13 protein-coding genes are annotated in these 14,933 nt (G+C 72.3%); 1 reads left to right on the forward strand and 12 read right to left on the reverse strand.

Going from position 1 to position 14,933, the window contains the following annotated elements:
* Positions 1-46: 46 nt before the first annotated feature.
* The 12 genes from ACFTZL_RS02735 to ACFTZL_RS02790 all read right to left on the reverse strand — a co-directional run bounded on the left by ACFTZL_RS02735 (position 47) and on the right by ACFTZL_RS02790 (position 13,957).
* Positions 47-1,645: an NADase-type glycan-binding domain-containing protein gene (locus ACFTZL_RS02735; protein ID WP_382577372.1), complete on the reverse strand. Its 1,599-nt coding sequence runs from the start codon at positions 1,643-1,645 to the stop codon at positions 47-49.
* Positions 1,642-2,208 (reverse strand): phage tail protein, encoded by a 567-nt coding sequence (locus tag ACFTZL_RS02740; RefSeq protein ID WP_382577374.1) that lies wholly within the window; start codon positions 2,206-2,208, stop codon positions 1,642-1,644. Before ACFTZL_RS02740 ends, ACFTZL_RS02735 begins: the two co-directional genes overlap by 4 nt.
* Positions 2,208-4,169, reverse strand: a complete 1,962-nt coding sequence (locus tag ACFTZL_RS02745; protein ID WP_382577376.1) for a putative baseplate assembly protein — start codon at positions 4,167-4,169, stop codon at positions 2,208-2,210. The genes ACFTZL_RS02740 and ACFTZL_RS02745 overlap by 1 nt, the downstream gene beginning before the upstream one ends.
* Positions 4,169-4,591 carry a GPW/gp25 family protein gene (locus tag ACFTZL_RS02750; RefSeq protein WP_382577379.1) on the reverse strand — a complete coding sequence of 141 codons (423 nt, stop codon included), beginning with the start codon at positions 4,589-4,591 and terminating at the stop codon, positions 4,169-4,171. The genes ACFTZL_RS02745 and ACFTZL_RS02750 overlap by 1 nt, the downstream gene beginning before the upstream one ends.
* A 31-nt stretch (positions 4,592-4,622) precedes the next feature.
* Positions 4,623-6,530, reverse strand: a complete 1,908-nt coding sequence (locus tag ACFTZL_RS02755) for a VgrG-related protein (protein ID WP_382577382.1) — start codon at positions 6,528-6,530, stop codon at positions 4,623-4,625.
* Positions 6,530-7,255 carry a LysM peptidoglycan-binding domain-containing protein gene (locus tag ACFTZL_RS02760; RefSeq protein ID WP_382577384.1) on the reverse strand — a complete coding sequence of 242 codons (726 nt, stop codon included), beginning with the start codon at positions 7,253-7,255 and terminating at the stop codon, positions 6,530-6,532. Before ACFTZL_RS02760 ends, ACFTZL_RS02755 begins: the two co-directional genes overlap by 1 nt.
* A gap of 14 nt (positions 7,256-7,269) precedes the next feature.
* On the reverse strand, positions 7,270-7,692 hold the full coding sequence (locus ACFTZL_RS02765; RefSeq protein ID WP_184598457.1) for a phage tail protein: 423 nt from the start codon (positions 7,690-7,692) through the stop codon (positions 7,270-7,272).
* A 16-nt stretch (positions 7,693-7,708) separates the two neighbouring features.
* On the reverse strand, positions 7,709-8,221 hold the full coding sequence (locus ACFTZL_RS02770; RefSeq protein WP_382577387.1) for an extensin: 513 nt from the start codon (positions 8,219-8,221) through the stop codon (positions 7,709-7,711).
* A gap of 2,973 nt (positions 8,222-11,194) precedes the next feature.
* The gene (locus ACFTZL_RS02775) at positions 11,195-11,353 is read right to left on the reverse strand and encodes a DUF6760 family protein (RefSeq protein ID WP_382496829.1); all 159 of its coding nucleotides are present in this window, start codon (positions 11,351-11,353) and stop codon (positions 11,195-11,197) included.
* Positions 11,350-11,859 (reverse strand): hypothetical protein, encoded by a 510-nt coding sequence (locus ACFTZL_RS02780; RefSeq protein WP_382577390.1) that lies wholly within the window; start codon positions 11,857-11,859, stop codon positions 11,350-11,352. The genes ACFTZL_RS02775 and ACFTZL_RS02780 overlap by 4 nt, the downstream gene beginning before the upstream one ends.
* Complete coding sequence (locus tag ACFTZL_RS02785; protein WP_382577392.1) at positions 11,859-12,302, reverse strand: phage tail protein; 444 nt, start codon at positions 12,300-12,302, stop codon at positions 11,859-11,861. The genes ACFTZL_RS02780 and ACFTZL_RS02785 overlap by 1 nt, the downstream gene beginning before the upstream one ends.
* Positions 12,303-12,358: 56 nt before the next feature.
* Complete coding sequence (locus ACFTZL_RS02790) at positions 12,359-13,957, reverse strand: phage tail sheath subtilisin-like domain-containing protein (protein WP_382577394.1); 1,599 nt, start codon at positions 13,955-13,957, stop codon at positions 12,359-12,361.
* A gap of 240 nt (positions 13,958-14,197) precedes the next feature.
* Between ACFTZL_RS02790 and ACFTZL_RS02795 the strand changes: the two genes are divergently transcribed.
* Positions 14,198-14,890, forward strand: a complete 693-nt coding sequence (locus ACFTZL_RS02795) for a DUF4157 domain-containing protein (RefSeq protein ID WP_382577396.1) — start codon at positions 14,198-14,200, stop codon at positions 14,888-14,890.
* The last annotated feature ends 43 nt before the right edge of the window (positions 14,891-14,933 follow it).

The raw sequence follows: 14,933 nt of genomic DNA on the forward strand, positions 1-14,933 counted from the left end.
CGGTTGGTTCCGTCCGGGGCCGCGGCGTCGGTGAGAGGGCCCGGGGTCAGCCGGAGTTGGCGCTCGACGGGCCGAAGAACTCGATCTCCGCGATGGCGACCTGCTTCTTCGCCGAGATGCCGTGGGCGGACTCGATGGTGAAGCGGACGGCGGTGACCTCGCCCACGCGGAAGGCACGTCGCTGGGGGCCCGCGCCCTGGTCGAGGGTGATCTGACGGGTCGTCTTCTTACCGTCGGCCCCGGTGATCGTGGCCTCTACGCGGTGCGGGAGCGCCGACTCGCGGAGCTTGTCGGGGCGGATGGAGACGCCCGGCGTGATGATCAGGTCCAGGAGCCGGGTCGGCTGGTCGAAACGGGCCTCCACCCACTGGCCCTTGCCCGTTTCGGAGACGCCCGGGCCCCACCAGGTGTCGTTGAGCTTGTCGAAGGCGAGGCCCGGCTTGTGGCCCGGGAAGTAGCGGGACGCGGCGTAGCGGTCCGGGGACACCTCGGCGCGCTTGGCGAAGTGGTCGCGGGTGGCCTGGATGCCCTGGGGGATGTTGATCACCAGAACGATCAGCAGGGACAGCACGATCACGATGCCCAGCCAGGACAGGACGCGGTCGAAGGTACGGCGCAGCCGGGGGCGGTCGCCCGCCCACGGTGCCTCCTGGCTGCCGAAGGGGCCGAGCCGTCGCCACCAGGGGAGCCGGATCGGGCCGGCCGGTCCGTCGCCGGCCATGGGCATCGCGCACCGGGCGCAGAAGTGCCGCTCGGGCCGGTTGCGGGTGGCACACCAGGGGCAGGGGGTGCCGCCGTCCATGCCGTGTTCCTGACCGGGGGCGCGTACGGCCTGCGGGCGCTGCGGTTCGGGGCGGCCGGGCAGGACCGGGGTGACGGAGGGGTGCGGCTCGGACTGGGGCTCGGGGTCGCCGACCGGGATGAGGAGGCTGCGGGCGCGGTCGGTCATGCCGTGCGTGTCGGCGTCGGCGGGGTGGGGGGTGTGCGGGGCCGGGGGGAGGGGTTCGGTGGGGGCGGTTTCGTCCGGGGGCGGGGTGGTGTCGGGGCGAGCGTGGGTGTTCGCGCTGTCGGTGTCGGGCGGGCCGGGGTGGTCCGGATGCCCGGGGGAGGCCGCTTCAGGGGTGGCCGTTCGCGGAGTGGACGGGTAGTGGGCGGCGGCTTCGTCGGTGGCAGCGGCGCTGGTGGCGGCCTGTCGCGTCGCCGTGCCGGTGCCGAGCCGGTCCCGGGGCGTCCGGGCCAGACCCGCCCCGCCGTCCGGCCGGGCGAACGCGTCCCAGCCGGGCTCGGGCGAGGAGGCGCCGCCCGGCTCACCGTCGGGCCTGGCGTGGCCGGTGGGCCCCGAAATCCTGGAACCTCCGGCGGACCCGGACGCCCGGGTGGGCCCGCCGGGCTCGGGCTCCCCGGCAGGCTCGGAGGTCCGGGAGGACCCGGTCGGCTCGAAGGCCCGGCTCGGGCCGGCCGGCCGGGACGCCGAGGCCGGATCCGAGGGCCGGGACGCCTCGGGGGTCCCGGACGCCCCGGCGCGGGGGCCGGTGCTGCCTGCGGGGCGGTCCGTCCAGCTCAGTACCGCCCCGCAGGCGTCGCAGAAGGACTGGCCCGGTTCCGCGCGGGTGCCGCAGTCGGCGCAGTTCTGGGGGGTTGTCATGTCTCCCGGGTCCTTTCGGCGGGGGCACCGGCGGTCACCTGGACCGTGTACGGCATATGAGCGGGGCGGGCGGCGGACACGAGGGTCTCCAGGCGGTAGTGGTCCGCGGGGGTCGGGGCGGGCAGTCGTAGGTGGACGTGCAGACGGGGGCGGGGTGCGCCGGGGAACGGGCCGAGCGGCCGGGCGTTCCACGCGGCGCCACCGCTCTCGCTGATCTCGGGCTGCACGCCGAACGCGAGCCGGACCGCCTCGGACAGCCCGCGCCGGGTGCCGCGGATGCGGTGCAGATACGCGGCGGCGGCCACGGCCGCCCGCAGGCGTGCCTCGGGTTCGTCGCCCGCGGTCTCCGCGCCGACCCAGCTCCCCAGCCACTGGGTGAAGTCGAGCGGGGTGAGGGACGGGCGGAAGTAGGTGTCGAGACAGTCCAGCACGCTCAGGATCGGGGCGATCACGTCGTCGAGCCCGGCGACGAACCGCTGGGCCAGGTCGTCGTCGGCGAAGACGGCCGGCAGCATCGAGCCGATCGGAGCGGAGGTTCCGAGGCCGTCGATCGAGCCCCTCATCAGGAACCGTCTCCGATCACCCGGACGCGGTGGTCGAACGAGAACACCAGCGACGGCGCGGACAGATCGATCCGGTTCGTCGGTTCGCCGCGTTTGCCGGTGAGCGGGTCCGCGGGGTGCAGGATCACCTCGTCGACCAGTTCCACCCCCGGTACGCGTTGCAGCACCGCGAACACCTCCCCGGCCTGGACGGGCCGCCCGAACGGCCAGCCGGTGCCGTCCGTGCCGCCGGTCAGCGGATCGAGGTGCCGGTAGAGGGCGTCGTGCGCCTCCCGGCGCACCCGGTCGGTGTCGACACCCCGGAAGGCATGCACCGTGGCCACCACGGTGACGCCCTGGTAGTACGGCGGGCCCACCGCCAACCGGGTCCCGATCAGGCGCCGTTCGTCCAGATGCCGGGTGATGCGGTCCAGCAGCGCGTCGCCGGGCACGAGTTGTTCGAAGCGCAGCCGGCCGCCGGGGTCCGGAACGGCCTGCGGCACGACCAGCACCCGTACCGCGTAGGCCCCGTGCTCGCCCTCCTCGCCCTCCAGGCAGGTGATGCGCGCGGTCTCCGGGGCGGCGCGGCGGGCCAGTTCCTCGTAGTCGCGCAGCGTCACGGCACGCTCCTGGGCGCGCAGGGTGATGGGGGCCCGGACCTTCGCCTCCTCCACCGTCTCCCCGTCCACACCGCCGCGCGCGGCCTCGCGGTTGACGACCTCGGAGATGTACGGGATGGAGGTGCGCAGGACCTGTACGGCACCGCGCGCCACATTGCCCGCGCGCCCGCCGCCCGTGCGGTAGCGGCGGGCCCGGACGGGTGCTCCCTTGGGGGCGACCATCCCGTACTGCCGCAAGGATCCGTCGGGTTCGCGCACGGCCGGGCCGAAGGCGATCTCGCCGGTCGTGGCGTCGAGGGTGATGTGCCGGTCGTACGGCCCGGAGCCCGCGAAGTTCGGGACGACCCGCCAGTCCGTCCAGCCGTCGTGCTCGGCGCTCTGCAGCAGCACCGGCGGGTCGTCGCCGACCACGGGCGCGTGCACCAGGCGCAGCCGCTGGCCCGGCAGCCCGGTGGACTCGCCGAGCGCCTCGTCGTACACCGTCTCGGCGTGCACGGCGGCGGTCGTGCCGCCGATCGTGAAGGCCTCGGCGGCGCGCACGGTGGGCGAGGTCGTGTAGAAGGGCTGGTTCGGCCGGGGGTCGGTGACCCGGCAGCGCAGCCAGCCGGCCTCCTGGCCGGCGTTGCGGGACAGCACATGCCCGCCGGGGATGTGCAGGACCACCTCGCCGGGCCGGTTCAGGCCGCCCGTGCCGTCCCGGTCGACCTCACAGGGCTGCCAGCCGTCCGCGGTCCACGCCTCCCACACCAGCGGCGGCTGCCGCGGGTCCACGCCGACGCCGTCCACCCGGCTGTCCAGGTCCAGGGCGACCGCGCAGTGCGGGACCGCGGAGGTCAGGCCGAACAGCACGGCATCACCGGGGCCGGGCGCCTCGGCGAAGCACAGCAGGTCCTTGTCCTCCTCGGCGAGGTCGGAGGTCCGGTCGACCATCGGCTCACCCCGGTGCTGCACCAGCAGATGACGCAACGCGCAGGGCACCACCGTCAGTTCGCGCTCGGTCCCGAAGACCACCGCCTCCTCGCTCTCGGTGCGCAGCGTGGCGACCTCCGTGCCGACCGGCACCCACACCGGCTCCTCCTGCGGAGCCGACAGCCAGAACGTCACCTCGGTGCGGGCCGCGGACGGCGGGAACAGGGTGATCCCGACGAGGTCCAGGAACGCCAGGTGGTTCTTCTCCGGCACCCGGTTGAGCCGGTACACGATCTGGTCGGCCATGTGGGCGACCGTCTCGACGAGGGTGACGCCGGGGTCGGAGACGTTGTGGTCCGTCCACTCCGGGGCGCGCTGCTGGATGTAGCGCTTGGCGTCGTCGACGAACTGCTGGAAGCGGCGGTCGTCGAGGTTGGGGGAGGGCAGTGCCATCAGCGGTCGCTTTCGGGGGCGTCGGGCTCGTCGTGGGACGGAATGACGTAGAAGGGGAAGACCAGGCTGCGCGGGTTGTTGGTGCCGCGGATCGAGTACCGGACGTCGATGAAGAGGACACTCTGGTCGGTGCCGGCGCTGACCTCGACGTCGTCGACCTCGATGCGCGGCTCCCAGCGGTCCAGGCTGGCGTACACCTCGTGCTGGATACGGCCCGCGGTCTGCTCGTTGACCGGCGCGAACACCAGGTCGTGGATCGCGCAGCCGAAGTCCGGCCGCATCGGCCGCTCGCCCGGAGCGGTCGACAGGACCAGCCGGATCGCCTCCTCGATCTCCCGCTCCCCGCTGACCAGGGCGATCCCGCCGGTCGGCCCGATGCGCAGCGGGAACGACCAGCCGGAGCCGACGAACTGCTCGGCCATCAGAACCACACCCTGTCTTCTCTCGAAACGGTCACGGGATCGGCATCGGCACGGGAATGGTCTTGACGCCGAACACCGGCGACCCGATGAGGGTGGTCGGAGCCTTGATCGTCGTGTTGATGAGCGAGTTGATCTGCACCGTGCCGACGCCGGTGAGGTTCGCGACGCCCTTCGCGTCCAGGTTCAGGGCGCCCATCGCGTTCACGCTGATCGCACCGGCGGCCCGCATGTTGACCACTCCGCCGCCCTGGATGGTCAGCGGACCGCCGCTCTTGAGGGTCAGACTGCGCCGCGCGCTGAGCAGGAGATCGGCGCCGGCCTCCACCGACACCGACCGGCTGCCCTTGATGGTGACCGAACCCTTGCTGTCCACGACGATCTCGGTCTTCGTCCGGTCCAGGTTGATGACCAGCTGCTTGTCGCCGGAGGCCAGCCGGACACCCTGTTTGCGCAGGCCGGTCTTCTGGCTGAGCAGGTCCATCCGGTTGCCGTCCCGGTCCGAGACCGTGTGCCGGCTCGCCTTCTTGCGCACGGTGTCGTGCAGCGGCACGTCGTTCACGGGCGTCGGCTTGTCCTTGCCGTTGTAGAGCCCGCCGATGACGAAGGGATGGTCGAGGGCTCCCCGGTCGAACGCGACGAGCACCTCGTCGTTGACGTCCAGCGGGAAGATGCCACCGCCGCCGAGGCCGCCCCACTGCACGGTCCGCGTCCAGTCGCTGACATAGCTGTCGTCCAGCCAGGGGAACTGTAGCCGGACCCGCCCCTGCTTGAGCGGGTCGTTCACATCGGTGACCAGGGCGTTGGCCACACTCGGCAGCCGCGGCGCGCTCTCGGCGCCGCCGGAGGCGAGCCCGTACAGCGACCGCCACTGCCGCCCGCTGACCGTCACCCACACCTCGTAGTGCCTGCCGTCGCCGAAGACATGCCGTACGGACGTGGCCGTGTACTTGCCCTCGAAGGGCTGCCCGACGTCCGAGAGCGTGACCGGAACTCCCGGGCGCAGCTTGGGATTTCCGCGCGCGACGACCTCCATCTCGGCGAACGAGGAGGTGAGGTCGTCGGCGAGGGCGTCGGCGGCGAACTTCACCTCGTTCTGCCGGTCGTACGGCGTGCCCGTCTCGACCAGCTTGGCCGGCTTGAACTTGCCGGCCGCCGCGCCGGGTGTCGTGCCGATGCCGAAGCCCGGGTTGTCGGTGGCGGTCGCGGTCGCGGTCAGCTTCTTCTTCGTCGTGACGTCCCAGCCCCGCGACTCGACCTTGCCGACCTGGTCGGCGGCGGTGACGGCGGACCGCAGCCGCAGGATGTCGTGCCCGGCCTGGAGCACGAACGGGCTCCGGTCGCCGTCGGTCTTCGGCGAGGGCGCGCCGGACGACGGCTTCGGCTTCACGAACTGGAACTTGCCGTCCGCGTCGACGGACATCACCATCTCGTTCTCGTCGGCGAGCCGGGCGAGGAAGTCCCAGTCGGTGACGTTCGACTGGCTGATGAACTCGTACACCGTCTTAGTCGACTGCACCCGCCCCAGCGGCACCCCGTCCTGCGCGGCCAGCTTGCGCGCGATGTCCGACGCGCTCTGGTTGCGGTAGGCGGCCACCCGGCGGCGGCGCAGCAGACGGTGCCCGACGTCGTAGCCGCGGATCACGGTGAAGGTGCCGGTGCCGTCGTAGTCGGCCTCCAGACCGGTGACCTCGCCGGTCAGCAGCGGGTCGGCGGCGCCCTGGCCGTCGGACACCGGCGTGATGACCACCGGCGTGCCGAAGGTGACCTTCAGATCGCGCAGGAGGATCCGGTACGGGTCCCGGAACGTCAGCCGGAACGCGGCCGGCACCCCGGCGCCCTGGTCGACGTAGCTGTCGACCAGCGCCCGGGCGAAGTCGGGCGGCAGCTTGGCGCCCCCGAGCTTCACCTCGAGGACGTTGGAGAACGCTGACTGCACCATTACGGACGTACCTCCTCGGCGGCGGGCAGCACCAGTTCCGCACCGGCCGGCAGCCGGGACGGGTCGTCGATGCCGTTGGCCTCGGCGATCGAGCGCCAGGCGGCGGCGTTGCCGTACTCCCGCCAGGCCAGCGACTGCAGCGAGTCGCCCGCCACGACCCGGTGCACGCGCTGCGCGGTGAGCGCGCCCGACGTGGGGTTCTGCCTCTTGGTCTTGCTCGGTATCTCGTGAAGCTGGAGCCGGCAGGTGGCGCGGATGGGCACGCCGGTCGTGCCGAAGAGGGAGTACGTCGCCTCCACCGAGCTCACGTACGCCGTGAACCGGGCCGTGGAGAACGACCCCCACTGGAACACCACCCAGGGCGGCGACGGCTGCTTCGCGGCGATGCTGGCGTTGGTCACCTCGCAGCAGGCGAGCAGCGACTCCACCTTCTTCAGCACGGTGTTGCCGGTGGGCTTGGCGGAGGAGTCGAGGAAGATCTCCACGCTCATCTCCCGCGCCTCGGCGCCCATGAACTCCGGCAGGGCGCCGTCCCGTTCGATCTGCGCGGGCGTCGACTTCCACTGGGCGCGGCGGGTCAGGGAGAGCTGCGACGGATTGAAGTCGAAGCCGAAGGTCTTGATGATCCCGCCGGGCGTGGTGCTCTTGCCGACGGGAGGTTCGTGGATCGCGAGCGTCGCCCTGACGAGGCTCTTTCCGGCGCCCCTGCTGCTGGCTCTTGCCATGTCGTGATGCCCCTTCAGTCCGTGAACCCGTGGTGGGCGATCTCCAGGACCTCGGTCGCCACGGCCGGGTTGGCGGGGTCCAGGCTGGGACCGCTCCAGCTCACCGGCAGTACCTCGATCAGCCCCCAGCGGGCCACCTCCGAACCGTCCGCGCGCAGCGCCGCGATCTGGGCGGTGGGCCGCTTGATCCCCGTCTGCACGGACGAGATCCACTTGGCGACCTTGGTGGTGTCCGGGGTGAGCGGGCGGGTCAGCCGGATGGTGGAGAAGGTGACACGGGTGGGCAGTTGCCAGACGAACCCGTTGTTGCCGCCCTCCTGGCGCTGCTCGACCTCCACCTGGGACGACAGCCCTTCGCATCCGTTGAAGTAGCCGAGGCTCTCACCGTCGATGCTGAGGGTGAACCAGATGGTGGAGCCCGGGTCCTGGCGGGACATCGAGGGCCTTTCTGTATCAGTGGCGGGGGTCGCGGAGTCTGCCGATCCGCTCGCGGTCCATGCGGAGTTCCGTGCGGATCAGCCGGGTGATGCGGCCGATGAGGCGGTGGACCAGTTCGTCGAGCTGGAAGTCGGTGAGCTCACGGGGGTCGAATCCGCCGTTCGGGATCTCTGTGTAGGCGGGCGGGGGTGGTTGGTTCGCGGACGCGGATGCGGTTGCGGATGCGGATGCGGGTGCGGACGTGGACGTGGATGCGGGTGCGGATTCCGAGTACGGGGGTGGGGGGCTGGGGCTTTGGTGTGGCGAGGGGGGTGTGTAGGGGGGTGGTGCGGTCTGGGTCGTGAGGGTGTTGGCGATGGTGGCGGCCGCGGCGGCCGCGAGGGCGCCGGTGGTGTTCTTGGGGGCGTTCTTGGTGCTGGACTTCGGCTTCTTCCAGAAGCGTTGGACCACGGGGAGGGGGGAGGTGGCGGATGGGGTGGCGGGGGTGGTGGGGTTGTTGGTGGCCGGGGGTGTCGGTGCTGGGCTCACGGGGGCGCCCAGTGGGGCGCGGCGGGGTGTGGTGCTGGGTGTGGTGAGGACCGGGGCCGGGGCCGGCTGCTGGGGTGAGGCGGCGGGCTGTGGGGTGATCGGTGCGCCTAGGCCGAGGTGGGGGGTACGGGGGGTACGGCCTGTGGCTGGGGGCTGTGTGGGGCTGGTTGCCGTGGTGGGAGGGAGTGCCGCTCGCTGAACGGTGTGCACCGACGGTGGAGCGACGGTTGCCTTGGCAGCGGGGTGTGCGTGCGAGGGGTCGTGGGGTGGCTGTGCTTCAGGGCTCGTGGGGGGCTGCGCGACGCCGGTGGGTGCGGGAGCGGGGCTGTCGGCAGGCGGCCGTGGTGATGGTGCGGTGGGGGCGCCTGCTGTCGGGGTGGGAGCGGGGGAGTTGGTTCGGCTGTTGTCGGCTGGTGTTGGGGTGGTGGCGCCGGTGGGTTTCGTAGAGCTGTTGCCGGGCTGTGGGCGGGGCGGTCGGGCAGGGGCGGTCTGTTGGCGTTGGACCGTTGGGGCCGGGCTGGGGCCGGTGGGGATGCGTGCAGGCGTGTGGGGCGGTGAGGCGGGAAATCCTGTTGGCGGTGTGGGGTCGCCGGTGGCTGGGGTGCGGTTGGGTGCGGTGTTGCCATCGCTGGGCTGTGGGCGTGGGGTGGGGGTGGTGGGTGTCGCGAGGCTGCCCTGGCCGGGTGTCGGTGCTGAGTTGCCGGCGGGTGTTGAGGCGCTGTTGCCGGGCTGTGTGCCCGTCGACGGTGTGGGGGTGGTGGGTGTTGTGTGGCTGTGCCGACCGGGTGCCGGTGTGGTGTTGCTGGTGGGTGACGTCCTAGCGGCGTTGTTCGACTGCGTGCGTCGTGGCGCTTGGGCGGGGGCGGCGGGCGGGGTGTGGATCGGTCCTGTGCCTGTGCCGGAGGGCGACGGCTGCGGTCGGGTAGGGGTGGCCGGTCGTCGTTGAACGGACGGGGTCGGTGCGGCTGCGGTGTCTACCGTGCTGTGCGCGGACTTGCCCGGCATCGACGGAGTGCCCGCCCTGCCCGACAGCGTGGGCCCTTGCGCCCCGGCCGGTCCTGACGGCGGCGTCACCGCACCCGGCCCGGGCACGGCCCCCTTCGGCTGCGTGAGTGCTGCCTCCGCAGCCGGGCTGTTCGTCGTACGGCTGATGACGGCCGGGCCCGACGGGAGAGCGTCGCCTCGTTCGGCGGTGTCCGGGGTGTTGCCGTTGCCCTCATCGGCAGGGCCGGTGACCGCCCGCTGGACAGAAGCCGGGGCTGCGGGCGTGGGTGTGTCAACTCCCGGCCTGCTGACGCTCGTTGAAGTACCCTCGTGCCTCGCCGTCCGCCGCGTCGCAGGGAGCGTTCGTCGCTGTACCGGTGCCGCTTCTGCCTGTGTCCTCGTCAGGGAGTTCGGCCGGGACGGCCGGCTTGCCGGAACGGGCGTCACGTGGAGGCCCGGAACGGGGAGCGGTGCGGCGACCTGCTCCCGGACGGGCGGCGGTATCGGGGACACCACGGGAACCGCCGCAGCAGCCGGAGTGACGGGAGCGGTCGAACGGGCGGTCGCGGCACGTGCGGCCCTTGGGGCCGGCAGCGACCCGCCACCCGAAGGTGCGGAGCTGCCCGTACCCAGCCGCTGGACCGCGGGCGCGTGCGCCCGGGCAGCCCTCGCGACCCCACCGGCCTCCGCGCTCGCGGCAGGCCCCGGGGTCATCCCGACTTCCGCGCCGCCCCCGACGCGCTCCGAGACCCCGGGCGCGTCCGAGGCCCCGGCACTCGTCGAGGCCTTGGGAATCCCCGAGCCTCCGGGCACCTTCGAGTCCCCGGCACCCTGAGAAGCTCCGGGAGTCCCCGAAGCCCGGGGGGTCTTCGAGCCACTGACCCCCTTCGAAGCCCTGGCCCCCTTCGAAGCCCTGGCCCCCTTCGAGGTCCCAGCCCTCTTCGAGGCTCCGGGAGTCTCCGAGTCCCCAGCCCTCTTTGGGGCCCCGGGAGTCTCCGAGGCCCCGGGAGTCCCCGAGGCCGTGGGAACCTTCGAACCCCCAGCGCCCTTCGAAGTCCCGGGAGTTCCCGAACCTGCGGGAGTTCCCGAAGCCCCGGGAGTTCCCGAACCCGCGGGAGTTCCCGAACCCCCGGGAATCCCCGAGCCCCCGGAAACCATCGAACCCCGGACAACCTCCGAAACCCCGGACCCCTCCGAGCCCCAAGGCACCTCCGAGCCCCCCGAAACTCCGGCAACACCCCCAGCCCTGGCGGCACCGGCACTGCCACTGGAACGGGAACTGGCACCGAAGTCGGCACCGCCACCGCCACCGCCACCGCCACCGCCATTGCCACCGGAACCGCCACCGGAACCGGCACCGCCACCGGAACCGGCACCGCCACCGGAACCGGCACCGCCACCGGAACGGGAACCGCCACCGGAACCGCCACCGCCACCGAAATCGGCACCGGCACTACCACCGGTACCTCCACCAGCACTCCCACCACCACGGACCCCCGTCCGCCCCACCGCCCTCGCCGGAACCTCCCGCAACGGCACCGCCGGTGCCCGCTGCACCACCGGTTCCGGGCCGGTCAACGGCAAAGCTCCCGTGGGGCGTTCGAGGCCGAACACCGGGCGGCCCGACGTCGGGTGCGAGAGGTCGCCGAGCAACGTGCGCGACTGCCCGTTCAGGACCGCGGGCGACGCCGTGCCCGCGAACGACGGGTTCTGCCACGTCGGCAGGCGTCCGCCGAACCCCGCGTCCGCGACCCCGGGCTCCTGACCGGAGGCCAGGGCCCGCTGGATCGACGGCAGCCTCGACCAGGCGGCGCTCACCACGGGGCCGGCACCCGCGCCGGCCGCCGCCGCACCGGTCTCCGTACCGGCGTCCGTACCCGTACTCGCGGAACCACCGTCCGCCGGTACCGCCTCGGCGGCGGCGACCCGGTCGCCGCCGTCAAGCCCGTCGTCCCGCCGCCCCCGCAACCGGTCCAGGAACCCCATGCCTCAGTCCTCCGCCCCGGCCCGCGTGACCAGGGACGCGATCTCGGCCGTGTAGCGGCGCCGGTCGCGGTGTTCCAGGTCCAGGATCTCGTCCATGCTCCAGTGGAAGTGGTAGGCGACGTACGCGATCTCCTCGTGCAGCCGGTCGGTCGCGTACGTCACGATTCCCCCAGGCGGCTCCCGCCGAGTTCCACCTCGAAGGGCTCCGCGCAGTGCGGGCACTCCACGGCCGCGCGGGTGTGGCCCTCCGCGTTGATCTGGCGGTAGAAGTCCTGCAGGAAAGCGAGGTCCGAGGCGAACATGTTCTCCACGGTCCCGTCGTGCACATGCGGCAGCGTGCCGAGCCGGGTGATCACCCGGCCCAGCAGCACCACCGACAGGAACGCCGGGTTCTCCTGCACCCGCACGTCCCGCAGCGGCACGAGTTCGTCCCGGGCCGTCGACAGGCGCATCACGCCGTCGCGGTGGACGGTGCCCGCCTCGTCGACGTACCCGCGCGGCAACTGGAAGGGGAACTCGGTGCGCAGTTCGTACTGTTGCTGTGGCGCGGCCTGCTCCGGGACCGGGGCGGCGGGCGGGGCCTGCATCGGCCCCGGCCCCACCGTCCCCGCCGCGTCGGCGCCCGCGTGCACGACCGCGCCGCCGGCCCTGGCGGCCGTACGCCTCATTACTCGATGTCCAGTTCTTCGAACACGATGGTGACGGTCTCGGTGAGCGCCGACGCCTCGCCCGCCTTCACGGTGCTCGTGTCGATCTTGCTGCACCACGCGTTGCGCATGTTGTAGCGCTTCACGGGGTTGCTCTGGAAGTCCATCATGATGATGGACGCGTTCTTGCGGGCCGTGCTCATCTGGCCGGTGATCGACTGGTTGATCCACTCGGTGAACGCGGCCGACTGGGTCATACCGCGGACGACCGTGCAGGTCCCGTTCTTCTTCACGCCCGGCAGGTTCACGACCTTGTTCTGGCCGTTCTGGGTGTTCTGCTGGTACGTGATGACGTCCTGCTCCATGGACAGGCCGCTGACCTCGGCGAGGTACTCGACCATGACGCCGTCGATCTGCAGCCCGAAATTGTGTGAGGTGAGGGAGTCACCCGGCGAAAGGCTCATGTGCTGTCCGCTGTCCTTCTAGGGGGTCGTGGTGAATGGCAGGGGTGCGGCCGGGGCTACTCCTCCAGCTCCCCGCCTCCGCTGGAGAACTGGGCCAGCCTGAAGATCACGAACTCGGCGGGCTTCACCGGTGCGATGCCGATCTCGCAGACCACCCGGCCGACGTCTACCGACTCCGGCGGGTTCGTCTCGTCGTCGCACTTGACGTAGTACGCCTCTTCGGGACGCTGGCCGAACAGGGCGCCGTCGCGCCACTCGTTGACCAGGAACGCCGAGATGTTGCGCCGGATCCGGGCCCACAGGTTGTGGTCGTTCGGCTCGAACACCACCCACTGGGTGCCGATCAGGATCGACTCCTCCAGGTAGTTGAAGTACCGGCGGATGTTGAGGTAGCGCCAGGCCGGGTCGGAGGAGAGGGTGCGGGCGCCCCAGACACGGATGCCGCGGCCGGGGAAGGCGCGGATGCAGTTGACGCCGATCGGGTTGAGCAGGTCCTGCTCGCCGCGGGTGATCTGGAGTTCGAGGTCGACGGCGCCGCGGACGACCTCGTTGGCGGGGGCCTTGTGGACGCCGCGCTCGGAGTCGTTGCGGGCCCAGATACCGGCGACATGGCCGCTCGGCGGCACCAGCCGGGAGTGGCCGGTGGCCGGGTCGAAGGTCTTGATCCAGGGGTAGTACAGGGCCGCGTACTTGGAGTCGTAGCCGGCGGTCTCCTGGCGCCAGACCCGGATCTGGCGGGCGTTCATGCCAGGCGGCGGGTCGATCACGGCGACCCGGTCGCCCATCAGCTCGCAGTGCGCGATCAGCCCGAGCTGGACGGCCTTGACGGCCTCCAGGTCGATCGCGCCGCGCTGGTAGGCGGCCATCAGGTCGGGGACGGCCACCATGGAGACCTCGTCCACGGCCTCCAGACCGCCGAAGCCGGTGCGGTCGGCGGAGTCGCCGAGGTACTGGGCCGGGCCCGGGTGCGAGGCGTCCGCGTTCCCGGTGGAGGCGGCGGGGGCGGCGGGCGCGGGCGCCGGGGCCGCGAGGGCCACCGTCTGGTTGTCCGGGCGGGCGAGCTGCGCGGCCGGCGCGGCCTCGGCGACGGTGATGAGCTTGGAGCGCTCCTTGACCTGCGTGACGACGTAGTTGCGGCCGCCCTTCTTGGCGGTCACGTCGAACGTCTCGACCGGCTTGTCGCCGTCCTTGACGATGAGCTTGAAGCGCTCGGCGGGACCCTCGCCCTCGGGGTCCGCGACCTCGACGCTCAGATCGCCCTGCGCCACCGCGGTGACCGCGAAGGTGCCGAGCTGCTTCGGCTCGCCCGCGGGCAGTGCGGCCGGGGCGTTGCCGGAGCGGCCGGTGACGGCGGCGGGGCCCTGGCCGGCCTCGGCGGGAGCACCCTCGGAGGAGCCTCCCACGCGGACGACGTAGGCGGCGGAACCGCCGTTGTTGAAGAAGCCGTAGACGGAGTGCGCGAGGTAGTACCCATCGGTGAACTCACCGAAGGCCGCCACGTACTGCGTCCAGTTGGTGACCAGTGTCGGCTCGTTCAGCGGTCCGGTCGGCGCGAGTCCGACGAAGGCCGCCACCGACGTCCCCACCCCCTCGATCGGGCGCGAGCCGCTGGCCACCTCCTCGACGTAGACGCCGGGCGACAGGTAGGACGGCATGCTCTGCTCTCCTCGGGGTACGAGACACGAACAGCCCTCACCCTCGCGCGCGCCGGACCGGTGCGGGAACGGCCTTCGGTGCCGAAGCGGGGGCAATCCCGTTGCCCGCAAGGGCATTTCCGAAGGTGTCCCGGCCCTCGCCGAGCGGGCCCTGCCCTCACCTCTGCCCTCGTGGCCCTCCCTTTCCACGGCCACGGCGGGCGAAACTGACGGGTCAGCCGTCGAGTCGAGGAGAACGCCGTGCACGCACACGGAACAGGGGGCAAGCGGACCGCCGATCGGGACGACCGCAGCGCGAACGCGCCCGGCGTGCCGGCGCACCCGATGCTGGCGCTCCAGCGCATGGCCGGCAACGCGGCCGTGGCCCGGACCGTGGCGGAGGAGCGGCACGAGCACGACGCGCACTGCGGGCACACGCCCTCCGTACAGCGCCGCGCCCTGGTGCACGACGTGGTGAACACCCCGGGGCAGCGCATGGACTCCGGGCTGCGGACCGAGATGGAGGCCCGTTTCGGCGGCGCCGACTTCAGCGGCGTACGTGTGCACAAGGGGTCGCTGGCCCGGGAGTCGGCGGCGGAGCTGGGCGCGAAGGCGTACACGTCCGGGGCCCACATCGTCGAGGGCGCGCCGCTGACCAAGGAGGACTGGGCGCACGAACTCACCCACTTCCAGGACCAGATGGCCGGCCCCGTCCCCGGCACGGACAGCGGCGCCGGCGTCAGGATGTCCGACGTGGGCGACTCGGGCGAGCGACACGCGGTGGACAACGCCCGGCGGGTGATGAACGGTCCGGTGCCCGCCGTTCAGCCGACAGCGGCCGAGGGCACCGGCGGGCCGGCCGGCGGCGCGACGGGCGAGGGGACCGTCCAGCGGACCGTGTGGACGTTCGACCAGGGCGCCGGCGTCCAGGACGAACGCGAACGACCGCACTAGCGGTGGCGTAGCGAGGGCGGGGCCGGCGCTCTCAAGACCTCCG

It is taken from the genome of Streptomyces sp. NPDC056948 (genome assembly GCF_042674225.1).
Classification (GTDB): domain Bacteria; phylum Actinomycetota; class Actinomycetes; order Streptomycetales; family Streptomycetaceae; genus Streptomyces; species Streptomyces purpurascens.